This is a genomic window from Acinetobacter sp. SFD (assembly GCF_001647575.1).
Classification (GTDB): domain Bacteria; phylum Pseudomonadota; class Gammaproteobacteria; order Pseudomonadales; family Moraxellaceae; genus Acinetobacter; species Acinetobacter pecorum.
In genome coordinates, this window is record NZ_LSZJ01000003.1 from 1 (window position 1) to 24,580 (window position 24,580).

The window sequence follows — 24,580 nt, forward strand, 5'->3', positions numbered from 1 at the left end:
TCAGTGCCAGAAGCTGGACTTCGATATACTTAACAACTCAGCAATCTGCTTCGTTCGTTTCCGTCTATCTCGTCGGTATGTGCTCATTATAGGGCAATTTCTTACACGTGCAAGCGCTTTTAACGCACAAGAATCACGAGTGTTTTATTTTTATGCACCAAATTGGTTCAATTTTATGCAAATAATTACATAAGTACATATTTTTAAAACAGAAATATAAATTAAATATTTCTGTTTTATTCTATGCCTAGTTTTTCACAACTGGTGCTTTAATCGTCACACTGGTGATTTTTACAGGGTTTACTGGCACATTTTGATGCATTCCATAGTTTCTAGTGGGTACTTTAGCAATCTGATCGACGATATCCATACCTTTAGTGACCTTACCAAATACCGCATAGCCGGCATTTCTAGCAGAACGATCCAGAAAATCATTATCGACCAGGTTTACAAAGAATTGTGCGCGGGCAGAATCCGGCTGATTGGTACGTGCCATGGCTAAAGTGCCACGCTTGTTATGCAGACCATTTGACGATTCGTTTTTAATCGGTGCTTTGGTATTGGCTTTTTCCTGCATGTTCACATCAAAGCCACCACCCTGAACCATAAAGCCAGGAATGACCCGGTGAAAAATGGTGTCCTTATAAAAGTTGCTCTTTACATAATTTTCAAAATTTTTTGCCGAGATGGGGGCTTTATCATTAAAGAGTTCAATTTCAATATTTCCCATTGAAGTATTCATCTCAATAATCGTATTTGCAGCAAAGCTTGGCAGACTGGTCGCGGCAAGCGCGATCACACATAATGATTTCTTTAACATTTATTAACTCATCTACTTAGAAGTAATGGTTGTGAATGACTATATATTAATCTTTTATGATTTATATTGCAGTGACCTGCCGACTAAAGACAAGAGAATAAGAATGAAACATGCATTATTACAGGAGCAAAATATCCATCAGTTTCCACCTTGGCGCTTGCAGGGTGAAGGTTTTATTCTGAACTATTGGCTGACCCCCAGCTTCATTGAACAAGCAAAACAGTTCCGGATCGCGCCCTCTCCGCTGGGTCGTATGGTTCAAGTGATGCTGGTACGCTATCAAACTTCACCGATTGGTCCCTATGATGAGTTACTAATTCTGGATCATCCTTTAATTAGTAAACGGCGTCTCAGCTCGATTCCTAAAATTTATGTGTCTACCCATGAATCTGTCATACATGGTCAGCATTTATGGGGCATTCCCAAACAATATGCACAATTTAAATGGCAAGAAAAGGATCAGGAAATTCTGTGTCAGATTCAGCATCAGAACCAGCAGATGACGATTCGGTTGAAGAAAACCAAATCTGCACGTCAATTTTATATTAATAGTCACCATATTCCAGCATCTATGCTCAAGATTCAGCAGGCCTGGAAAGGTCAACGTTTTCAGTTTAGTCCCCAGTTTCGTGGACACCTCTCCACACTTTCACAAGTAGAGTGGCAAGATGCTGAGGATATATTTCCAGATTTTTCCAAAGCCAAATTGCTGCAAAGCTTTTATGTCCCCCAATTTAATCTGATCTTTCCTGAAGCACAGATCAGTAACAAGCCATAACCTGCATTTAAATTTAGCTATAAATATAAAAAAGGTGTTTCATAAGAAACACCTTTTTCTTCATGCTTTCGGCTTAACTGTTTTTGTCCCAAAATTTGCGGAAGTTCTTACTGATCTCAATCACATATTTTTTGGCACGACGGGAAATCGGCGTCAGATTGATAAAACCATGGGCCTGATCGGTATATTCATCATAATGAACAGCTACACCATTCTGACGCAACTTGTGTGCATAGATTGAACCCTCATCATGCAGGACATCATGACGTGCTGTAATCACATAACTTGGCGGCAAGTTTTTCAGCTCGCCATAGGTCGGCGAAATCAGTGGGTCATCCAGTTCAATCTGATGGGTTTGGGCATACATGAAGGTCACCAGATCAATATCCTGCTCTGAAAGTACCAGTCCATCTTTATAGGCATAAAAAGATGGATGGCGACTTTTGAAGTCAACCGCAGGATAAAGCAGAAGTTGTGCCCGTGCGGCATAAGATTTTCCTGCGCTGCGCTGCGCTACCACAGCTGCCAGATTTCCGCCGGCACTATCCCCTGCCACGGCAATACGGTTTTTATAGACTTTCAGTTGCTTGCTATGCTGATGTACCCACGCCAAGGCATCTTCACACACCTGTACCATCTGCAAGGGGCTAAATTCTGGCGTCAGCGGATAGGCTACACTTAATACCTGAACTTTGGCATGCACTGCCAGCAAGCGACAAAATTCATCGTGAGTATCCAGACCGCCGACCATAAAGGCACCGCCATGATAAAAAATTACCATCGGTAACTTCTTTTGCGGTGCAGGATGATAATGTCGTGCAAAAATACTGCCACTCTGTAGAGGAAGGCGGAGCTCTTCGACAAATTTGACCGCGGTCGGTCTGGCCCGGATGGCTTTCATGCGTGCGTCAAACAGGGCACGTGAATGTACAACATCTTTACTGATAAAACTGCTGTGCCCCTGTTTGATCTGGATGGCCATCAGGCATTTTACCAAAGGGTCTAAATCAGGATAGACATGAGGATAATCCAAAGCCTTCACTACTGCCTCCTGGGCCATACCGGGTAAGCGATCCAGCATACGGGCTGCAGTTCCCTGTCCTTTTTCCATCAAACGTTGCAGAACCGGATGATTCACTGTCATTACTTTTAGTCCTTATTCTCTTAATTCTTCATAGTTTCTACACGATTAGCGTTTCAGTGACCGTTTTCTTATAGAAGTCTTAATATCTATGTACAGATAGCTTTTACCCGATACGTTATCCTCATTTATAGAAGATGTCATTGACCGGTTAAAGGTTATTTTTGACGTAATTTTGCATGGTTAAGTATATTTTTTATTAAAAATCGGGAGAATGCCTATGGCTATTAAAATTATAGCTTTGTCTTTGGCGACTGCATTTTTAGCTGTAGGCTGCGTCGCATTTCCTGAAGATGGCGGCTATTATGACGGTCGCTATGATCAGCGTTATGACCGTCGTTATGAACAGGATCGTCGCTATGACCGGCAACGCTGGGAATATGAACAGCAGCGCAAACATATTGAACAGGATCGACGTAAACAGGAATTACAGCGTCGTAATTGGGAACAGGATCGCAAAAGACAGTTAGATCAGGATCGACGTAAAAACCAGCTAGAACGGCAACGCCAGGAACAGCAGCGTAAAAATCTGATGACGCAACGGCAAAAACAGGTAGAAGCAGATCGTAATAAGCGTCGTCAGGAGCTGGATCGTAAACGTGCCACAGATCAGCGCACGAAAAAAGTCCAGCAAAATCGTTCCAATCCACGCTGGAATGATAACCGACGCCATCAGGAGCAACGTTCACGCGATCGTCGTGATTAAGATCTGTTATTGTATTCACTAAAAGCCCGGATCGGGCTTTTTATTTGAATGCGAGAAAATATCAGGCAAAAAAAAGGCTTATCTAGAGAATAGGATAAGCCACGAAAACACATTCAAAATAAGAAGAAACTACAGCGATAGAATCTAAAATGAATCATACCGAGTTGCTTATTTTTTGTGTAATACTTTATTAGTTAAATATTAATCGCTTTTGTGTCTAATAAATAAGCAGCTAAAAAAGCTGAGTTTTTGGGAGAGGTGTAGCCGAGAAAAGTAAGTTAAAAACAGGAGATTATGAGGCTGGTTTAGTGCATTTTTCTAATTAAGGCCACTAGGATAAGCAAAAGTGCAAGGTTACTTTTTTATAGTGACTTAAAATAAATCAAGACTGCCATTTTAATTTAAAAATACGATTATTATTATTTTCATTTTAATATTTAGTGGATTTTTCTTTTTTATATTCTAATAAATACAACATATTTACATCAGGATACTGGACTTAGACACATACAGACTAGCTATCTTTTTAAGATTTTTCCGCTGTATTTTTTTCACAATTATAAAATCTTCTCCCTTCTGTATTCGGGATTTTGCATAAATCATAAAATTTATCTGGGCTTATGCTTGAATTTTTATACCCCGCCCCGATTTCTTAAGGTAATTGACTATTTCAACCTTGGCAGTTCCATCTTAATACGATGAACACTAAGGGCCAAGGACTGTAGACTGTACATGTTTAAGAACCCATTCAAACGGAGTAAATCAATGGCGACTGAGCAAAATGAGCAAGCTCAAGAATTTGAGCAAGAGCAAGCGGAAAAAGATATAGCGCAAACTCAAGCTGAATCCGAGCAGGCAGAAGTTTCTGTTGAGTCTTTACAAGAACAGATTGCGCAGCTTGAAGGCGACTTAAAGCTAGAGAAAGCACGTACGGCCAATGCAGTCTATGAAGCACAGAAAAGCGTGGAACGTATTCAGCGTGAATCTGAAAAACATAAAGATACAGTATTAGAAAAATTCGCCAAAGAGCTTTTGGATACGGTTGATAATCTTGAGCGCGCAATTAATGCTGCGAATGAAGAAGAATCTCCTTTGCTTGAGGGCGTCAAACTTACCTTGAAATCATTACTCACTACACTGGAAAAATTTGGTGTTGTGGTTGTAGATACCAGTAGCGGATTTAATGCTGAGCTTCATCAGGCTGTAGGCATTGATGCAAATGCTAAGGCCAATGAAATTGGTAGTGTTTTGCAGAAAGGCTATACGTTAAACAGTCGCTTATTGCGTCCCGCAATGGTGATGGTTGGCGCTTAAGCTGAATAAATTAGGGAGTTTGTACATTTTTTTCAAAAATGTTACTTGAAAAAAAATGAATGACTCTCATATCAGATAACAAGTGGAAATCACAAGAAAATTTTTGAGGAAACATCCAAATGGCTAAAATTATTGGTATTGACTTAGGTACTACCAACTCATGTGTTGCAGTACTTGAAGGCGACAAAGTTAAAGTAATCGAAAATGCTGAAGGCACACGTACTACGCCATCTATTATTGCCTATAAAGATGGCGAGATTCTTGTGGGTCAATCTGCAAAGCGTCAGGCAGTAACTAATCCGAAAAATACACTATTCGCGATCAAACGTTTGATCGGTCGTCGTTATGAAGACCAAGCGGTACAAAAAGATATCGGTCTGGTACCTTATAAGATCATCAAAGCGGATAATGGTGATGCCTGGGTTGAGGTCAACGACAAAAAACTTGCGCCACAACAGGTTTCTGCTGAAATCTTGAAAAAGATGAAGAAAACTGCTGAAGATTACCTGGGCGAGACAGTGACTGAAGCAGTCATTACTGTCCCTGCTTACTTCAACGATGCACAGCGTCAGGCTACCAAAGATGCAGGCCGAATTGCTGGTCTAGAAGTTAAACGTATCATCAACGAACCAACTGCTGCGGCACTTGCGTTCGGTATGGACAAGAAAGAAGGCGATCGTAAAATCGCAGTTTACGACTTGGGTGGTGGTACTTTTGACGTATCAATCATTGAAATTGCAGACCTTGATGGCGACCAGCAAATTGAAGTGTTATCTACCAACGGTGATACATTCCTGGGTGGTGAAGACTTCGATAACGCGTTAATCGAGTACCTGGTTGAAGAGTTCAAGAAAGAACAGAACTTCAACTTGAAGCAAGATCCTTTAGCGTTACAACGTTTGAAAGAAGCTGCTGAGAAAGCGAAGATCGAACTTTCATCTTCTAATGCAACTGAAATCAACCTTCCATACATTACCGCGGATGCAACTGGTCCTAAACATTTGGTGATTAACGTTACCCGTGCAAAACTTGAAGGTTTGGTGGCTGATCTGGTAGCACGTACGATTGAACCATGTAAGACTGCACTTAAAGATGCAGGTCTTTCGACTTCTGATATTTCTGATGTGATTTTGGTCGGTGGTCAATCACGTATGCCACTGGTACAACAAAAAGTTCAGGAATTCTTTGGTAAAGAGCCACGTAAAGACGTAAACCCTGACGAAGCAGTAGCGATTGGTGCAGCAATTCAAGGTGCAGTATTGTCTGGTGATAAAACTGACGTACTTCTTCTTGACGTAACTCCATTGACTCTTGGTATTGAAACAATGGGTGGTGTGTTAACTCCAATTATCGAGAAAAACACTACAATTCCGGCGAAAAAATCACAAGTGTTCTCTACAGCTGCTGACAACCAGCCTGCAGTAGACATTTCGGTTTACCAAGGTGAACGTAAAATGGCTCAACAAAACAAATTGTTGGGTAACTTCCAATTAGGCGATATTCCACCGGCTCCACGTGGTGTGCCACAAATTGAAGTATCGTTCGACATCAATGCTGATGGTATCTTGAAAGTATCTGCGAAAGATAAGAGCACAGGTAAAGAGCAATCTATTCAAATTAAAGCAAACTCCGGTTTGAGTGATGCTGAAATTGAAGCGATGATCAAAGATGCTGAAGCGAATGCTGAAGAAGACCGTAAGTTTGAAGAGCTTGCAAAAGCACGTAACGAAGCTGATGCATTAATTGCTTCTGCTCAAAAAGCAGTGAAAGATCTTGGTGAACAAGTGACTGCGGACGAGAAAACTGCGGTTGAAACTGCGGTTTCTGAACTTGAAGCTTCAACTAAAGAAAATGACGCTGAAGTGATTAAGTCTAAAACTGAAGCATTGCAAAACATCATCATGCCGATCACACAACGTGCATATGAAGCAGCACAAGGCCAAGGCGGTGCACAAGGTTTCGACCCGAATGCATTCCAAGGTGGCGAAGGCCAAGCTCAAAAAGCGGATGACGGCGTTGTAGATGCTGAGTTCACTGAAGTGAAAGATGACAAAAAATAATTTGTCGCTTTAACTGAAAAAACCGCGCGAAAGCGCGGTTTTTTATGTCTCGAATTGAGGGAATAAAATAAAAATTACTAAAATTTGATCGTATTTTCAGGAAAAGCTGTTTAAGTTAAATCAATCATTAAAATACCTTGAACCCATGAAAATTCTGATTTTGCTGCTTTTACTGAGTTGCTTGGGCCTGACAGCATGTAGCCTGCCCGTTTCATCTTCCCCATCTCAAAGCACTTTGACTCAATCCACCCAAGCCATCGCCAGCTTATTTGATCAAGCACAAAGCTCTGGCGTTCTAGTGATTCAGCGTGGTCAACAGTTACAGGTCTATGGCAATGATTTGAGCCGAGCAGATACCGAATATGTTCCTGCTTCAACCTTTAAAATAGTGAATGCCCTGATTGGCTTGCAACATGGCAAAGCCACAGCCAATGAAATCTTTAAATGGGATGGCAAGAAACGCAGTTTTGCCGCCTGGGAAAAAGATATGACGCTCGGCGAGGCCATGCAAGCTTCTGCGGTACCGGTCTACCAGGAACTGGCACGTCGTATCGGTCTGGAATTGATGCAGCAGGAAGTGCAACGCATCCGGTTCGGCAATCAGCAGATTGGGCAGCAGGTCGATAACTTCTGGCTGATCGGGCCTCTAAAAATTAGCCCGAAACAGGAAGTCGAATTTGTCTCTGCTCTTGCTCGAGGAGAGCTCCCCTTTGATCCTCAAGTCCAGCAGCAAGTTAAAGCCATGTTACTTTTACAGGAACGGCAAGCTTATCGCCTGTATGCCAAATCCGGTTGGGGCATGGATGTAGAACCGCAAGTTGGCTGGCTCACCGGGTGGGTCGAAATCCCTCAGGGGGAAATCGTGGCATTTTCCCTGAATATGCAAATGCAAACCAATATGAATCCAGCCATTCGCCTTGAAATTCTACAGCAGGCTCTGGGCGAATTAGGGCTTTACCCAAAAGCGGAGCAGCAAAGCAAATAAGCATGGGAAAAGTATTAAAATTAGGCTATATTTTTAAAAAATAAACATTTAAATAAAAATATGCGTCTCTTGCTCTGCCTGTTCATTATGGGATTGATCGTGTCTGCCTATCTACATATGCAGACCAAAACCCATCCACAACTGCGCTATAACTCACTGGCTGATCGCTTGACGCATCCTTTCGACACCCGCTTACGTTTTCGCATTGATCAGGTCGATTCAGGCTTTGGAATGAGTAAAGATCAGGTCATTCAGCTGAGCAAGGAAGCAGTCGAGATCTGGCATCAGGGTACAAATCGTGATGATCTGCTGGTATATGATGAAAATGCCAGACTAAGTATTCGCCTGATCTATGATCAACGCCAGCAAGACTACAATGCCTTAAAGAAAATTGAAAAACAGTTACTGGCAGATGACGCCAGGTATCAGCGGCAGGTCAAAAATCTGCAAGCCTCCCATCAACATCTGGAAAGTCAGCAGCAACGCCTCATTCAGCAAAAAAACCAGATCAATAGTGAATTTCAAGCCTTACAGCAACGCCGTCAGCAGCCAGATTTATCCGCATATGAACGCGAACAGATTGAATATGAAGTCTTGGCTTTACAGCGCAAATCGGCAACTTTTCAACGGGAGTTTCAGTACCTGCAGGAACAGCAAAGTTCCTTTAATATGAATGTTTCCATGCATCAGCATGGCCTCCAGAACCATCAGCAGAATATCATTCAGGCTCAACAGCGTTTTCCTGCCCGCGAATTTCATAAGGGTGTTTTTATGGGTGATCAAATTCAGGTTTATCAGTTTGATGCAGAAGATGATTTGCGTCTGACCTTAGCCCATGAACTTGGACATGCCTTGGGTCTGTATCATCATAATGACCCGGAAGCGCTGATGTATCCTGTACTGGGTAAACAGAATCTGCAACACTTCCAGCTACGCCCTGCAGATAAAACCCTGCTATATAACCGTTAGTTAATCAGTCTGAATCCCCTAATTAATTTAAGTGTATAAGTATTATAAAAAAGACTCCATTCTGATTTCATGTTATTGTGAACGGCTACATTGTTCAGGCCATCTTTGGAGATTCGTGTGAGTTACTACCATATTTTAATTGAAGTAAATGACCACATTAGTACGATTGATGAAACCCGTGATATCGAAATCTTTGATATCGAGGACATCCAACCCTATCTTCATTCGATTTTATTGCCTTATTTCAATGAACAACTGATTGAACTCGACGATGAAAATCTGGAATACAAAGATATTCTGCATCTGGCAATCAAACAGACTTTATTACCGATCAATGACCTGATTGAAGAAGAACAGCGTCTGTTGCCAAGCGATACCGACATTACTATTAGCGCCTATGAAATTTTTAATAACCGCGAGTTGAGTCAGGATGTTACTACCGTAATCTTTGACCTGCTTGAAGCGGTTAAACTGGATAGCTAAACTTTATCCAGATATAAAAAAGTCCTCATTAAGAGGACTTTTTTATATCTGGATTTAGATCGAGAATGAAGATCCACAACCACAGGTGGTAGTGGCATTCGGGTTTTGTACCACGAAACGTGAACCTTCCAGACCTTCTAAATAATCCACAACTGAACCGACCAGATATTGATAACTCAATGAATCGACCAGGACTTTAACATCACCGTTGGCAAATTCTGCATCATCTTCATTCTGGCTTTCTGCAAAGTTAAAGCCATAAGAGAAACCTGAACAGCCGCCACCGGTGACATAAACACGGAGCATTAAGTCTTGGTTACCTTCACTGTCACGCAACTGGCGTACTTTATTTGCGGCATTGTCGGTGAGCACAAGCGCTTGGGCATTCATGGCGGATTCCTCTGTTGAATGGAATGTCTTTAGAAAGAAAAGACCATATTTAAGTATAACACACTCAATATATGGTCAGTCTCTACAGATTAAAAGTCAAATCAGAGTAATTTTATCAGGATTATTTGTAGTTCTCATCCTGTAAGGCACATTCAAAATTTGTCGGATTCTGTTTGCAACGGAATTGCCACAGCAGTTTCATCATACGTTTGTCATAAACGCCGCGTTTGGTCAGGTCAATTCGGGAATCCCGCATCATTTTTTGATAACCCGGTTTATCTGCCGCAGGAATATCCATCCAGTATTTTGATGGAATATCTGATTTCATTTTACCCAAAATGCCAAAGGCACGCGGTAACTGGCTCTTGACCCACTCACGTGATTTTTGTCCGTATCCGGCCGGGAATTTATCGGGACGGATAATAATATTACCGGTAACCTGCAACACCGGATAATTCACAATCGCACCCTTACTACCTAACCCCTTATGTAATTCTAAAGGCTTAAATGCTGCAGCTGGTGCACCGATAATATCCACCTGACCATTGTTAAACATACTGGCAAAATTGCTGATTTCGGCACTCACCGCTTGTGCACCGACCTGCTGTACCATGATTTTTTGTGCTTCGTCATGGCTCAGTACCGCAATTTTCTTGCCGGCTGCTTTGGCAACAGTATTGATACTGCGGTCATTCACCAGCAGATAAGCGTCCCCCACCGGAATCACGCCGACAATTTCATATTTACCTTGCAGCATTTGTTTGGCGAAGGTGGGACTGGCCAGGCCCTGCATGACTTTAACCGCTAGATTCAGATCGGTGATAGCCCCAATTGCATCCAGAGAACCGGTAAACTTGTTAAATTGTCGGCCACGCATACCGGTCACACTAATCCCGTCACATTTTCCAGCTTTAAAATCTTCTGCAACCACGGCTTCATTGGTATTTACTCGCAGTTCGACATCTGCTCCCCAGTTTTTGGCCGCCAACTGATAGTCTTTCATCACACTATAGACATCACCGTTTTTACCGACCAGATCAAATACGCAAATCACCTGTTTAGCTTGGGCCAGACCTGAAACAGCCAGTGTCGCCGTAGCCAATGCCAGTGCTTTCCATCCTCTATGCATCATCCTCATTTCCTTATTGCTTGTTTTTGTTATTGCAGTTTTAGTCACATGTGACTGTTTTTTATATAAAACATGTGAATTTAATATTTAGATCAAGCTTAAGCTATTTTATTCGCTGCACAATGGCAGATCTGACCGAGGCATCCATAAAAAAAGCTTAGATGACTCTAAGCTTTTTTCTTTAAAAATCAAATTATTCGCCAGAAAGTGAACATTCAAAGTTGGCTTTATCGACAGAACAGCGCGCACGTTTTAATACCGACATCATGCTGGCATCATAGATTCCGCGTTTGGTCATATCCATCCGGCCATCACGTAACATTTTCTGATACTTGGTTTTATCTTCAGCACTCAGATTCATTTTATACTTTGACGGAATACCTGCTTCCAGACGGCTGATCATTCCCATGCTCTTTGGCAGGTTTTTGATAAACCAGTCACGCGATTTTTGCCCAAAACCTGCCGGGAATTTTTCCGGACGGATCACAAAATCAGAAGTCACATGCAGCACCGGGAAATTAAACATCGCGCCGTTATTACCCAGGCCCTTGTAGATTTCCAGCGGCTTATAAGCATAGGCAGGTGCACCGACCATATCTACCTGACCATTATTAAATTTGGCCACAAAGTTGGAAACATCGGAAATTACTGCCTGCGCACCGACACGCTGTACCATGATTTTCTGGGCATCGTCGTAGCCAAGTACTGCGAATTTTTTACCTGCGGCTTTTTCAATCGAATTGATATTTTTATCACGAACAAAAATAAATGCCGAACCCAGCGGAGAAATACCGGCGATTTCATATTTTTTGCCGCCCATATTGGTCACCATTTTGCCTGCATTACGTTTATCCAAGGCAAAACTGATGGCACGCTGGGCGATGGCATTATTCGGTGCACCACCCAAGGCATCGATGGAACCGGCAAACTTGTTATATTGACGGGCACGCATGGCAGTCATAAATACGCCATCACATTTGCCTGCCTTAAAGTCATTGTCAGCAACCGCTTCATCCTGACGCGCAATCAGATTGATGTCTGCGCCCCAGCCTTTTGCAGCCAGTGCCCATTCTTGCGCCATCTGGAAAGACTCACCGGATTTACCCAGTAAGTCAAACACACAGATATCGACTTTTTCTGCATGTGCCACACTTGCAAAACCAAATGCAGAAAATGCAGCCAATGATAAGAGTGTTTTTTTCATTGTAGTGATCCTTTGAAATCTTGTTATTTGCTGAGTGTCCGTACACGGAACAAATATTAAGCAAGTTTAATTAAAAAAAATAGAGCATTTACTCCATTCAAAAGCCGCATTTTGGCCTCTAAAGATAAATTCATTTAAACCGCTCACACCAATTTTAAATATATTATTAATTATCAATAAGTTAGTTTTAAATACTGCTTGCTTATAATTACATTTAGCTCATCATAGTTACAAAGATATACATGATTACAGTTTTATTCACCACTAATTGAACACTCAAAATTGGTTCTTTCTACCGTACAACGCGCACGCTTCAACACAGTCATCATGCCTGAATCATAAATCCCCTGCTTGGTTAAATCGATTCGGCCCTCACGCAAAATCTTTTGATAAGCCACACGGTCTTCACGGCTGAGATTCAGAATATATTTGCTTGGAATTTCAGCTTCCATGCGCTTGACCATGGCAAAGCTGCGTGGTAACTGTCTGACAAACCAGCTTCGGGATTGCGCCGCAAAGCTTGCCGGGAACTTATCTGGTCGAATAATCAGGTCTGCAGTGACATTCACTACCGGAAAATTGATCATGGCACCTCTAGAGCCCAGGCCTTTTTCCAGCTCCAGCGGTTTAAAAGCATAGGCCGGTGCAGCCACAATATCGACTTCCCCCTGATTGAACTTACGGATAAAATTGGAAATTTCCGACATTACCGGTACCGCTTCAATCCGGTTCACCATGATCTTTTGTGCATAGTCATAATGCAATACGGCAAATTTCTTGCCTTTGACCTGTTCCAGTTTATTCAGTCCGCGATCACGAACAAAAATATAAGCCGGACCAATCTGGCCGATGCCTGCGACTTCAAATTTTTCCTTGCCAATTTGGGTCATCAGGCGTTTGCTGTTGCGTTTATCCAGTACATAACTGATAGCTTTCATGGCAATGTCATTATTCGGCACGCCACCAATCGCATCAATTGATCCGGCAAATTTGTTATAGGCCCGGGAGCGCATGGAGGTCATATAAAAAGCATCACACTTTCCAGCTTTGACATCCTGATCTACCTTGGCTTCATCCTGATAGGCGCTCAACTTTACCTGTACTCCCCAGCTTTTTGCTGCCAGTGCCCATTCCTCCAGTAACTTATAGGACTCACCCGATTTTCCCAGCAAATCGAAAACACAGACATTCACACTGGCTTGACTCGAAGTCGACACAAACAGACCCAGCGCAGACAAAATTAAATATCCCTTTTTCATTTTTATTTGACTCTATCGTACTTATTGTTCTAACCATATGAACTATAAACGACTACTCACAGTAAAAATAGAGCTTTTACTCAACTTGAGCGTTTACCTCCTAGTAGGGAACAGAGGTCAAAAAACTTTTCATTTCAGTAAAAACTGCAAGATTTTTCATTTTTCTGGGGCTTTCCTTTAGAATAGGCACATCTTATTGCTTAGCCTTGATTTCTCAATGATTCAGTTAGACCAGTTATCTATACGTCGCGGTGGACGTGTTTTATTTCAAAAAGCGTCGATGCAGTTACACCCAGGATGGAAAATTGGCCTAACCGGTGTCAATGGTGCGGGGAAATCGACCCTGTTTGCAGCCTTGCTCGGTGGTATGGAATCGGACAGTGGTTCACTGACCCGACCTGCGGTATGGACCGTGGCGCATATGGCTCAGGAAATTAAAGCCCTGGATATGAAAGCCATTGATTTCGTGTTGTCGGGCGATGAAGAATACTGGGAGATTCAGCAGAAACTCGATCAGCCGGATCAACTGGATGATGCAGAACTGGCCCATTTATATGGCCGTTTTGATGAAATTTCAGGTTATTCGGCTCCTGCCAAAGCCTCGCAGCTGATGGCTGGTCTGGGCTTCTTTGAACACCAATCACAACTGGATGTTTCAAGTTTTTCCGGTGGCTGGCGTATGCGCCTGAATCTGGCGCGTACCCTGATGAGCCGGTCAGACTTACTGCTTCTTGATGAACCGACCAACCATCTGGACCTGGATGCGATTCTCTGGCTCGAAGACTGGCTGAAAGCCTATGAAGGTACGCTGGTACTGATTTCGCATGACCGGGATTTCCTCGATGCGATTACCGACCATATTTTACATATCGAAAATCAGGAACTGACTTTATATACCGGTAACTATTCGACCTTTGAGCGCACCCGTAGTGAACGTCTGGCACAGCAGCAGCAAGCTTATGAAAAGCAGCTGGAAACCCGCGCGCACCTGCAAAAATATATTGACCGGTTCAAAGCACAAGCGACCAAAGCCAAACAGGCCCAAAGCCGGATCAAACAGCTGGAACGTATGCAGGAACTGTCCGCTGCACATGTCGATACGCCATTTACTTTCAGTTTCCGTGAACCGACCAAAATGAGTTCGCCATTATTGCAACTGGAACATGCCGATATCGGTTATGGTGACAAGCTGATTGTGACCAATGTAAATTTACAGATCACGCCAAACAGCCGGATCGGTTTGCTCGGGATGAATGGCGCTGGTAAATCCACGCTGATCAAATCACTGGTCGGTGACTTAAAACTGATTCAAGGTCTGCGTAAAGATTCAGAATTGCTCAATATCGGTTATTTTGCCCAGCATCAGATGGACGCACTGGATGGCAATGCCAGCCCGATGTTACAGCTGGCACGTATTGCCGATAAAAAAATCAGTGAAGCCAGCCTGCGTTCTTTCCTGGGTAGTTTTGGGTTTAGTGGCGAACGTATGGATACGCCAAGTGAAAGCTTCTCTGGCGGTGAGCGCGCACGTCTGGCCTTGGCACTGATTGTCTGGCAGCGTCCCAATGTACTGATTCTGGATGAGCCAACCAACCACTTAGATCTGGATATGCGTCATGCACTGACTATGGCCTTGCAGGATTTCCAGGGTGCCGTGGTACTGGTTTCGCATGAACGCCAGCTGATTGCCAGTGTCTGTGATGAACTGTTACTGGTTCATAATGGTCAATGCCGTGAATTTGACGGTGATCTCGCTGCTTATGCGGACTGGTTACGCCAGGCCCGGAGCGAGATGATCAAAAACGGGCAAAAGCCGGCCGAACCGGTGAAATCCCAGGTTGAAGTCAAACCGACCATTTCCAAACTGGATAAAGAAGCTCAACGTAAAGAAGCTGCGCGCCAGCGGGAACTCAGTCGTCCGATTCGTAAAAATATTGAAAAATGCGAAGCACAGATTGCAAAGCTTCAGCCGCGTCTGGCTGAAATTGAAACCTTACTCGGTGACAGTGCTTTATATGAAGCATCACGTAAAAATGACTTACTGAAATTGATGAATGAGCAAACCGAGCTGAAAGCCAAGCTGGAAACAGCCGAAGAACAGATGCTGGAACTGATGATGGAACTGGAAAATCTGGAGCAATCCTTCTAAAGCTGTTTCTATCCCATTCATTAGCTGAGAGATGGGTAACAATCGTTACTCGTCTCTTTTTTATTTGAATAGTCTAGTTTCAATATTTTTTTACCCACTTTATTCCCCCGTGCTTTCAAGTTTCCTCTTTATTGATTAATTGACACATTTTGTATGTGAATTACGCAACTCTTATATAAGTTTATTTTTTAAACAATTGAGTGGCTTTTTTCATACATTAATTTACAGCGCCAGTTTACCTCCTAAGGCTCTAATACAAGTACTTTTAATTTTTGACAGCCTTAAATTCAAGTCTGTTTAATGTTGAACTAGAGAGGAAATCCGCATGCGTGCTCTTACTTATCACGGTACTCGCGATGTACGAGTTGAATCCGTTCCTGATCCAGTCATTCAGGAAGCAGATGATGTCATTCTTAGAGTAACGGCCACTGCCATCTGTGGCTCAGATCTGCATCTTTATCGGGGGAAAATTCCAGCAACCGAACAAGGGGATATTTTTGGTCATGAATTTATGGGGGTGGTTGAAGAAGTCGGTCCTGAAGTTACTTCAGTAAAAAAAGGTGACCGGGTTATTATTCCGTTTGTGATTGCATGCGGACACTGTTTTTTCTGTGAACATGAACTCATGGCTGCCTGTGAAAATACCAATACAGGCCGTGGTGCCATCCTGAATAAAAAGCAGATTCCACCTGGTGCAGCATTGTTTGGATATAGCCACCTGTATGGTGGTGTGCCAGGCGGTCAAGCCGAATATGTGCGAATTCCCAAAGGCAATGTGGGCCCGTTTAAGGTACCCGGCTCCTTGCCGGATGAAAAAGTATTGTTCCTGACCGATATTCTGCCGACTGCCTGGCAGGCAGTCACCAATGCCCAAGTTGGTCGAGGTTCCAGTGTCGCCATTTATGGAGCCGGACCAGTGGGTCTACTTGCTGCTGCCTGTGCGCGAATGCTCGGTGCTGAACAGATCTTCATGGTCGATCACCATCCTTATCGCTTGCGATTTGCTCATCAAACTTATGGGGCGATTCCGGTCAATTTTGATGAAGTCGATGCTGCTGAGTTTATTATTCAAAATACCGCAGGTTATCGTGGGGTTGATGCAGTCATTGATGCTGTTGGTTTTGAAGCTAAAGGTAGCGTTCTGGAAACTGTAATGACCAATCTAAAACTAGAAGGTTCGAGTGGCTCTGCATTGAGACAATGTATTGCGGCAGTCCGTCGTGGTGGTGTGGTGAGTGTACCGGGAGTTTATGCCGGCCCAATTCATGGCTTCCTGTTCGGGGATGCCTTCGACAAAGGTTTGACCTTTAAAATGGGACAAACCCATGTGCATAAATACCTGCCGCAGTTACTAGAATATATTGAAAATGGGGATCTTTCTCCTGATGTGATCATTACCCATCGCATGAAACTGGAAGAAGCCGCAGAAGGTTATCGTATCTTTGATAAACGGGAAGAAGATTGCCGTAAAGTCATCCTGACGCCATAAAGATGATTAAAGGAAAGCGCCGTCAGGCGCTTTTTTTATTTTTATAGTTATTTTATCACTTCTCTTTTTTCTACTCCTCATCATCACACTTCAGCAATCCCCTCCCTTTTTTCTCTAGAAACGAAAGAGATGTTCGATTTTCAATAATGAAGTCAAAAATAAGCCCTAAGAGAAAAAAGAAAAAATTAAGCAAAAAGCGATAAAAGTATGATTTTAAATAAAAATGAAAGTTCACTTGATTATTAAATTAACTATGTAGTTTAACTACACCCTGAATTTTGATTAAAAAATATGTTCCACGCCAATGATTAGATAAACTACACTATACCAACAAGTACATAATTTATAATAATTTATTATTTTAAAACCCATATAGAAAATAGTCTGGACACTCTACGAATATCTCGCCAAATCCATTTTTAAATTTAAAGTGCTATTTTAAATTTAAAAACACTTATCCACAAGACCATAAAGTTTAACTTTGAATTTAGAAAAAGGAATTAAGAAGTGAATTAAGACTTATTGCAAAATACTATCTTATTCACATAAAAATCGTGGATAACTTCAGAGTTATCCACATATTTAATCAGGTTTACTACACGATTAAAGCAATACCATTCACGTATTATTTAACTTCTTACACCAAATTTTTTACAAGTTATTGAAAATTTAAAAGTTTATATTCAACAATTTTTCATTTCTTTTTGGGATATTGGATTTTTTTGAACAAGCTATTTTTTATTTTTAGCCAATTCCATACTAAGTGTTTGAACAGTCCTTATTGTATTTATATTCCTTTAATTCCATTTTGACCGATACAGTGTTCACCCAGCATTTTGGACTGCATAGATACTCCTCATCATATAAAGAGCGTCCTTCTCCCTCACCTTATTATTCAAAAAATTCTCTTGAAAGTTCTGATGCAGTTCATTTTTATAATGAGATACTCATTCCAAATTTCCTGTATTCCTCCAAGCTGGTGGATCTATACCTAACCCCTTTCCTAGAATCAAACTGGCTCACTCAAGCCGGCTTTTTAAAACTAAAATGAACCAGTTCGATATCTAAAAATCTGTCCATATTTACTCTATTCTGCCTAGTCCACAGGATATGAGTAAAAAATTGATCTAAAAAAAGCGCCTCGAAAGGCGCTTTTTTATGTTTGAGTTTATCCTGAAGGATCAGGCATCAATGTCAGCATTCAAGGCATTTTCTTCAATGAAGGCACGACGTGGTTCTACATCATCGCCCATCAAGCAAGAGAACATACGGTCCGCCTCAATCGCATCTGTGACCGTCACTTGCAGCATGTTACGATTGTCTGGATCCATGGTCGTTTCCCACAACTGCTCTGCATTCATCTCGCCCAGACCTTTATAACGCTGGATCATCATGCCACGACGTGAGTCAGCCAAGATGTTTTGCCACACTTGATGGAAGCTTGAAACAGGGATTTTACGCTCGCCTTTTTGTAGGTAAGCCCCTTCTTCAAGCAAGGTGAACCAACTCTTCGAGTTTTTCAACAAACGTGCGTATTCACTTGAACCCAACAAGTTTGCATCCAGCAAATAAGAATGCGGTAAGTTATGAATATAAATCGTGATACGTGGTAAATAGGTATTTGATTTATTACCTTCAGCATCTTCTTTTTCAAAGGTTTCAATGCTGAGTTCAGGCCGCAAACTTGGTTGCATATTCTCAACATGGTCACGCATTTGCTTAGCCCAAGTTTCTACATAATCCAAATCATTGGCTTGATCAAGTTTGAACGCATCAAGAGCAAGCAAGCCATCAAGTACCGTTGCAGGATAGCGTACAGTTAAACGCGCCAAACTCTTTTGCGAGGTTTGATAATCTGCAATGACTTGTGCCAAAGCTTCACCACGAATCGCGGGAGCCTCTGCGCTAATATGCAGTTCCAGCTCATCAATCGCATTGGAGATCAGGTAAGTTTCCAGTGCATCATTGTCCTTGATGTACTGTTCCTGCTTGCCTTTTTTCAGCTTGTACAATGGTGGCTGCGCGATATAGATATGACCCCGCTCGACCAGTTCCGGCATTTGACGGAAGAAGAAGGTCAAGAGCAGCGTACGGATGTGCGAACCATCCACATCAGCATCGGTCATGATGATGATTTTGTGATAACGCAGCTTGTCCGGATTATATTCTTCACGGCCAATACCACAGCCGAGCGCAGTAATGAGAGTACCCACTTCAGCAGAAGAAATCATCCGGTCAAAACGGGCACGCTCTACGTTCAAAATCTTACCTTTCAACGGTAAAATCGCCTGCATCTTACGGTTACGGCCCTGCTTGGCTGAACCACCTGCAGAGTCACCCTCGACCAGATATAGTTCCGACAGTGCCGGATCTTTTTCCTGACAATCAGCCAGTTTACCTGGAAGACCGGCAATATCCAGCGCACTCTTACGACGTGTCATTTCACGCGCTTTACGTGCTGCATCACGGGCACGCGCTGCATCAATAATCTTGCCGGCAATAGCTTTCGCTGCTTGCGGATTTTCCAGCAAGTACTCAGAGAATGACTTATTCATGGCCTGTTCAACCGCAGTCTTCACTTCACTTGACACCAGTTTTTCTTTGGTTTGTGAAGAGAATTTTGGATCAGGTACTTTGACTGACACGATGGCAGTCAGACCTTCACGCGCATCATCACCCGAGACTACCACTTTTTCCTTTTTCAGGATATTTTCGCTGTCCATGTAGTTATTTAAACCACGGGTCAAAGCAGCACGGAAACCAGCCAGATGTGTACCGCCATCCTTTTGCGGGATGTTATTGGTAAAGCAGCGCACGTTTTCCTGATAAGAATCATTCCACTGCAACGCCACTTCCACACCAATGCCATTTTCAGCCTGTGTGGTGAAATGGAAGATATCATTCAGGTGCGTTTTGCCTTCGTTAATATATTTAACGAATTCGGACAGGCCACCCTCATAGTCATAAACATTTTCAAGATTCACGCGCTCATCGCGAAGCACAATGCGTACGCCAGCATTCAGGAAGGACAGTTCACGCAAACGACGCGCTAAAATATCAACATTGAAAATGGTCTGGCTAAAGGTTTCTGCACTTGGCCAGAAACGAACGGTAGTACCCGATTGATCTGTTGTGCCTGTTTCGCGTAATTTATAAACAGGATCACCATGACGGTATTCTTGTTCATAGGTTTTTCCGGCACGGCTGATATTCAGTAGTAATTTTTCAGACAGTGCGTTGACTACGGAAACACCCACACCATGCAGACCGCCAGAGACCTTATAACTGTTATCGTCGAACTTACCACCGGCATGCAGAATCGTTAAAATTACTTCTGCTGCAGACACACCTTCTTCAGGGTGAATATCGGTCGGAATACCACGGCCATTATCAGAAACTGAAACCGATTCATCTTCATGGATGGTGACTATAATTTCATCACAGTGGCCCGCCAAGGCTTCGTCAATCGAGTTGTCGACTACTTCGAACACCATGTGGTGCAGGCCCGTACCATCGTCTGTGTCACCAATATACATGCCCGGACGCTTACGGACTGCGTCTAAACCACGTAATACCTTGATGCTAGAGGAATCATAAGCCTTTTCAATGGTTTGTTCTGTTTGAGAAGCAGCTTGGTCTTCTGAACTCATGGTTTCTCCCTAGTAAAAAATAGGTCTATCCAAAGATGGGTAAAACTCAAAAAATATTATTGCACAACTTGAACAGTACCGTTTTCAACACTGAATAACTGATATGAGATAGACAAATCATGTAAGTGCTTCTGTACTGCTTCATGGTCTAAGGTGGTAATAAAAACTTGACTACCAAGTTGGCTCAATCGCTCAATTAAACGTTGTTGTGCGGTTAAATCTAATTCTGCTGTCACATCATCTAATAATACCACAGTTTCCTTATTACAAGAATGTAGCATTGCGATTTGCGACAGTTTTAATGCGATCATCAGCAGCTTTTTCTGCCCGCGCGACAGGATTACATCTGCGTCCCCCATCGGGGTCTTTAAACGCAAATCTGCGCGATGTGGACCATATTCGGTATAGCGTCGCTCGCAGTCTTTTTCATGATGATTGGTCAGGTCATTCAACAGACCGCTTTCACTATGGAAGCCTGGACTGTATTCCAGACTGACCTGTACGTCAGGTAACAACTGTTTCAGATCATCTTCAAAAAATGGCTTCCATTGTTCTACGATCCCGACACGCTGCGAATGCAGGATTTCTCCATATTCACTCAGCATCTGGTTCCACGGTTCCAGATCGGAAAGACTGAGAAAGCGTTTGCTTTTGAGCAGGCTGTTCCGCTGTTTCAGCGCACGCGAATAATATTGCCAGGCATGATAAAATTCCGGTTCCACGTGGAACATCAACCAGTCCAGCAATTGACGCCGTGGTTTGGCACCATGATCAATAATATCGGTACTTTGCGGATCAATCAGCTGCAAGGGTAGCAGTTTGGCCAGCTGACCCTGAGTCGCGACCAGATCACCATTGACCTTAATCAACTGTTCCCCGCCAGCCATTTTTTGCATGCCAATTTTTTCAGTCGTAGACTGTGCAAACACAATCGCATCTTGTGCGCCATGCTGGATATAATTTTTGGGAATATGGGTACGGAAGGAACGCCCGGCAGCCAGTAAATGAATCGCCTCTAAAATCGAGGTTTTACCTGAACCATTTTGGCCATAAAAAACATTAAACGGCTGCAATCCGTGGAGAGCAACCGTCTTTAAATTCCGTACACGCTCAATATGTAAACGCGTAATATGCATAGCTTATCTGAGTATCAAAAAGCCGCGGCTTAAACACGCATCGGCATGACAACATAGACTTGATCTGTATGTGCCGGGTCCTGTACCAAAACAGACTGGTTCGCTTCAGTCATGGTCATCGACACATCATCGCCATCCAGCACCCCGAGCACTTCAATCAGATACTGCGCATTAAATGACATTTCTAGCGGGGAATCTGAATATTGAATTGCCAGATCTTCAATTGCTTCATCCTGCTCCGGGTTATTGGCGCGAAGCTGCAAGGAATCGGCATTGAAGTTCAGAAACACACCGCGAAGTTTTTCATTACTTAAAATCGCCACACGTTGCAAAGACTGCTTGAACACGTCATGTGCGATCATCACCACTTTGTCGCCACCACGTGGAATTACACGGCGGTAGTCCGGGAACTTACCATCAATCAGTTTAGTCGTGAAACGTACGGTAATATCCGCCTGTTCCTTGTCACGGCTTGGCATGGTAATGGTCACATTGAGCAGTTCACGGCCAATCAATAAAGATAATTGCTCATCTTCAACGCTCAGCAGACGCTGTAATTCTGCAACGGCTTTACGTGGCACAATCGCCTGAATCGGCTGGGTTGCTGTAGATTGTGCTGTCGTTTCACACAGTGCCAGACGGTGACCATCGGTAGTCACTGCACGAAGCTGATTGGCATCAATTTCCAGCAAGGTACCGGTCAGGTAAAAACGCACATCCTGAACCGCCATGGCAAAAGCAGTTTTTTCAAACAGGCGTTTCAGTTCACGCTGTGTCACTGTCACTTGCGTGCCTTGCGTGTTTTCAGTATTTAGTAATGGATAATCATCAGCAGGCAAGGTACCCAGTACAAAACGGCTGTTACCTGATTTAAGAATGCAGCGCTGGTCTTCAGTAATATGCAAATCGATCAATGCCGCTGAAGGAAGTGACTTACAGATATCAATCAGTTTACGTGCAGGAACTGTGGTCTCACCTTCCTGCAGACAGGCACCTTCAGCCAGCGCCGTACTCGCCACCAGCTCAACCTCCAGATCCGAACCGGTTACGGTCAATGCTTGTGCGGTCACCTGAATTTTCAGATTAGACAGGATATTCAAGGTATGGCGACGTTCAACCGCTCCTACGACATGTGAGAGAACATTCAGTAAGCTTTCTTTCGCGATTTTTAAACGCACGGTGCATTCCTCTAAAGCTGAAGATTAATATAGAAAAAGTGATTTTTTGACGGTTTACTATGCGGCAAAAGCAGCCGCATAGCAAGAATAGAATTTGAGCGTTTTCGGTCAACTTTGCAACAGACGTTGCAGGTTTTTATAGTCTTCGTTAAAGATCGGATCTTCTTCGCGCAGGCTCTGTACTTTCTCGCAGGCATGCATCACGGTACTGTGATCACGCCCCCCAAAAGCCATGCCAATTTCCGGAAAACTGTCGCCGGTGAGTTCACGGGCCAAGCCCATCGCCAGCTGACGGGGGCGGGCATAAATCCGGGTACGTTTTGGACCAACAATCTCTTTTAACGGAATACGGAAATATTCACTGACCACACGCTGAATGTTTTCAGTACTGATGGTACGCGCTCGAATCGCCAGCACATCTTTCAAAGATTCACGCACTACATCCAGATCAATCGGCGTGCCTTTGAAACGTGAAATCGCCACCACTTTATTCAGCGCACCTTCAAGCTCACGTACATTGGCCACGACCTGCTGAGCAATAAACAGCGCACAGTTACGTGGTAAATCCACTCCGGTGTTTTCTGCTTTTTTCAGCAAAATTTCAATCCGGGTTTCAATATCCGGTGGTTCAACACCTACCGATAAGCCCCAGGAAAAACGTGAAACCAGACGTGGATCCAGTTCGGTCAGCTCTTTAGGATAACGATCCGAGGTCAGGATAATCTGCTTGGACTCGTCCAGCAGTGCGTTAAAAGTATAGAAAAACTCCACCAGACTGGCTTCTTTACCCGCCAGCAGATGGATATCATCAACCAGTAACAGATCCAGAGAGCGGCAGTTCTTTTTAAACTCTTCAACCTTGCCCTGCTGCAAAGAGCTGACAAAATCCTGCACAAAACTTTCTGCGGTCATGTACATGACCCGGGCATTCGGTTTGGCCTGCAACAGTGCATTGCCGACTGCCTGCATCAAATGGGTTTTACCCAGACCAGTCGGACCATATAAAAATAAGGGGTTATGCTGGGAAGCACCCAGCTGGGTCAGTACCTTACGACAGGTTTCTGCTGCCATCTGGTTAGAACGACCTTCCACAAACAGCGAAAAGGTGAATAAGGGGTTCAACTGACGTTTACGGCTATTTTTGCCTGAATCTTCTTTTTCTTTCTTGGGACGCGGGGATGGCGCGACAACAGGTGCGGATTCTAGTGCAGCAGTCGTGGTGGCCGGCTGTTCACTCGCAGACAGGATTGCCCCCGGGCGAGAATCTACCAGAATTTCAACTTTACGCACACGACCTTCAGACAGCTGTTCTGCCAGAATTGAAATCAGTTCCAGATGATGTTCCTGAATGTAGCGCGTCCAGTAGGGATTCGGTGCATAAAGACGCAAGGTATCATCCAGCTCTTCTGCAACCAATGGCCGAATCCACATGGTAAAGACATTTCCAGAGAGCTCTTGTCGCAGGCGATTTAAGCAGTCCGTCCAAAGCATGTGAATCCCCTATTCATTCCATTGTTCATTCGAAAAAAAGCTGCCCGCGACCAAAAGCGGGTCGCCATTCTAACCAAGTTATCCACATCTGTCATGGCAATTTCCACAAAAATTGTGCAAAAAGAACTCAAGGTGCATAAATTTAAATTTAAAACCCGGTGTGGATAAGTTTATCCGCAAGCTGTGGATAAAATATATCACAAAGTTATCCACAAAGTATAAAATTAATAACAACAGTTTTATCCACAA

19 protein-coding genes are annotated in these 24,580 nt (G+C 43.2%); 9 read left to right on the forward strand and 10 right to left on the reverse strand.

Translation table 11 applies throughout. From position 1 onward, the window contains the following. Window positions 1-247: 247 nt before the first annotated feature. Entirely contained in the window at window positions 248-820 is a 573-nt protein-coding gene (locus AY605_RS04325; protein ID WP_064095244.1) for a peptidylprolyl isomerase, read from the reverse strand. Between the two features lie 103 nt (window positions 821-923). Between AY605_RS04325 and AY605_RS04330 the strand changes: the two genes are divergently transcribed. Then, window positions 924-1,598 (forward strand): acetoacetate decarboxylase family protein, encoded by a 675-nt coding sequence (locus tag AY605_RS04330; RefSeq protein WP_064095245.1) that lies wholly within the window; start codon window positions 924-926, stop codon window positions 1,596-1,598. A 73-nt stretch (window positions 1,599-1,671) separates the two neighbouring features. Here the strand turns inward: AY605_RS04330 and AY605_RS04335 are convergent, their stop codons facing one another. After that, a complete protein-coding gene (locus AY605_RS04335; protein ID WP_064095246.1) occupies window positions 1,672-2,742 on the reverse strand; it encodes an alpha/beta hydrolase in 1,071 nt (356 codons plus the stop codon). 217 nt (window positions 2,743-2,959) lie between these two features. On the opposite strand from AY605_RS04335, the gene AY605_RS04340 reads away from it, so the two are divergent. The 6 genes from AY605_RS04340 (at window position 2,960) to AY605_RS04365 (ending at window position 9,256) form a co-directional block, all read left to right on the forward strand. Next, a complete protein-coding gene (locus AY605_RS04340; RefSeq protein ID WP_064095247.1) occupies window positions 2,960-3,445 on the forward strand; it encodes a hypothetical protein in 486 nt (161 codons plus the stop codon). Between the two features lie 765 nt (window positions 3,446-4,210). After that, a complete protein-coding gene (gene grpE / locus AY605_RS04345) occupies window positions 4,211-4,759 on the forward strand; it encodes a nucleotide exchange factor GrpE (protein ID WP_064095248.1) in 549 nt (182 codons plus the stop codon). Window positions 4,760-4,878: 119 nt separating this feature from the next. Continuing rightward, window positions 4,879-6,819 carry a molecular chaperone DnaK gene (gene dnaK, locus AY605_RS04350; RefSeq protein WP_064095249.1) on the forward strand — a complete coding sequence of 647 codons (1,941 nt, stop codon included), beginning with the start codon at window positions 4,879-4,881 and terminating at the stop codon, window positions 6,817-6,819. Window positions 6,820-6,964: 145 nt separating this feature from the next. Further along, a complete protein-coding gene (gene blaOXA / locus AY605_RS04355) occupies window positions 6,965-7,804 on the forward strand; it encodes an OXA-134 family carbapenem-hydrolyzing class D beta-lactamase (protein ID WP_064095250.1) in 840 nt (279 codons plus the stop codon). Between the two features lie 60 nt (window positions 7,805-7,864). Further along, entirely contained in the window at window positions 7,865-8,773 is a 909-nt protein-coding gene (locus AY605_RS04360; protein ID WP_064095251.1) for a matrixin family metalloprotease, read from the forward strand. Window positions 8,774-8,878: 105 nt separating this feature from the next. Beyond that, entirely contained in the window at window positions 8,879-9,256 is a 378-nt protein-coding gene (locus AY605_RS04365; RefSeq protein ID WP_171254913.1) for a hypothetical protein, read from the forward strand. 54 nt (window positions 9,257-9,310) lie between these two features. On the opposite strand, the gene erpA is transcribed toward AY605_RS04365, so the two are convergent. From erpA to AY605_RS04385, 4 genes are all read right to left on the reverse strand, one after another. Beyond that, entirely contained in the window at window positions 9,311-9,646 is a 336-nt protein-coding gene (gene erpA, locus AY605_RS04370; protein ID WP_004281944.1) for an iron-sulfur cluster insertion protein ErpA, read from the reverse strand. A 121-nt stretch (window positions 9,647-9,767) separates the two neighbouring features. Further along, on the reverse strand, window positions 9,768-10,775 hold the full coding sequence (locus AY605_RS04375) for a putative solute-binding protein (protein ID WP_064095279.1): 1,008 nt from the start codon (window positions 10,773-10,775) through the stop codon (window positions 9,768-9,770). Between the two features lie 193 nt (window positions 10,776-10,968). Continuing rightward, entirely contained in the window at window positions 10,969-11,979 is a 1,011-nt protein-coding gene (locus AY605_RS04380; RefSeq protein ID WP_064095253.1) for a putative solute-binding protein, read from the reverse strand. Between the two features lie 254 nt (window positions 11,980-12,233). Beyond that, window positions 12,234-13,238 carry a putative solute-binding protein gene (locus AY605_RS04385; protein WP_064095254.1) on the reverse strand — a complete coding sequence of 335 codons (1,005 nt, stop codon included), beginning with the start codon at window positions 13,236-13,238 and terminating at the stop codon, window positions 12,234-12,236. 217 nt (window positions 13,239-13,455) lie between these two features. Between AY605_RS04385 and AY605_RS04390 the strand changes: the two genes are divergently transcribed. Both AY605_RS04390 and AY605_RS04395 read left to right on the forward strand, forming a co-directional pair. Then, entirely contained in the window at window positions 13,456-15,387 is a 1,932-nt protein-coding gene (locus AY605_RS04390; protein WP_064095255.1) for an ATP-binding cassette domain-containing protein, read from the forward strand. A 325-nt stretch (window positions 15,388-15,712) separates the two neighbouring features. Further along, window positions 15,713-16,876 (forward strand): zinc-dependent alcohol dehydrogenase, encoded by a 1,164-nt coding sequence (locus AY605_RS04395; RefSeq protein ID WP_064095256.1) that lies wholly within the window; start codon window positions 15,713-15,715, stop codon window positions 16,874-16,876. Window positions 16,877-18,057: 1,181 nt separating this feature from the next. On the opposite strand, the gene gyrB is transcribed toward AY605_RS04395, so the two are convergent. From gyrB to dnaA, 4 genes are all read right to left on the reverse strand, one after another. After that, on the reverse strand, window positions 18,058-20,526 hold the full coding sequence (gene gyrB / locus AY605_RS04400; RefSeq protein ID WP_064095257.1) for a DNA topoisomerase (ATP-hydrolyzing) subunit B: 2,469 nt from the start codon (window positions 20,524-20,526) through the stop codon (window positions 18,058-18,060). Between the two features lie 56 nt (window positions 20,527-20,582). After that, window positions 20,583-21,662: a DNA replication/repair protein RecF gene (gene recF, locus AY605_RS04405; RefSeq protein ID WP_064095258.1), complete on the reverse strand. Its 1,080-nt coding sequence runs from the start codon at window positions 21,660-21,662 to the stop codon at window positions 20,583-20,585. Between the two features lie 29 nt (window positions 21,663-21,691). Further along, on the reverse strand, window positions 21,692-22,840 hold the full coding sequence (gene dnaN / locus AY605_RS04410; RefSeq protein WP_064095259.1) for a DNA polymerase III subunit beta: 1,149 nt from the start codon (window positions 22,838-22,840) through the stop codon (window positions 21,692-21,694). 108 nt (window positions 22,841-22,948) lie between these two features. Beyond that, entirely contained in the window at window positions 22,949-24,331 is a 1,383-nt protein-coding gene (gene dnaA / locus AY605_RS04415; RefSeq protein WP_064095260.1) for a chromosomal replication initiator protein DnaA, read from the reverse strand. Between the last annotated feature and the right edge of the window lie 249 nt (window positions 24,332-24,580).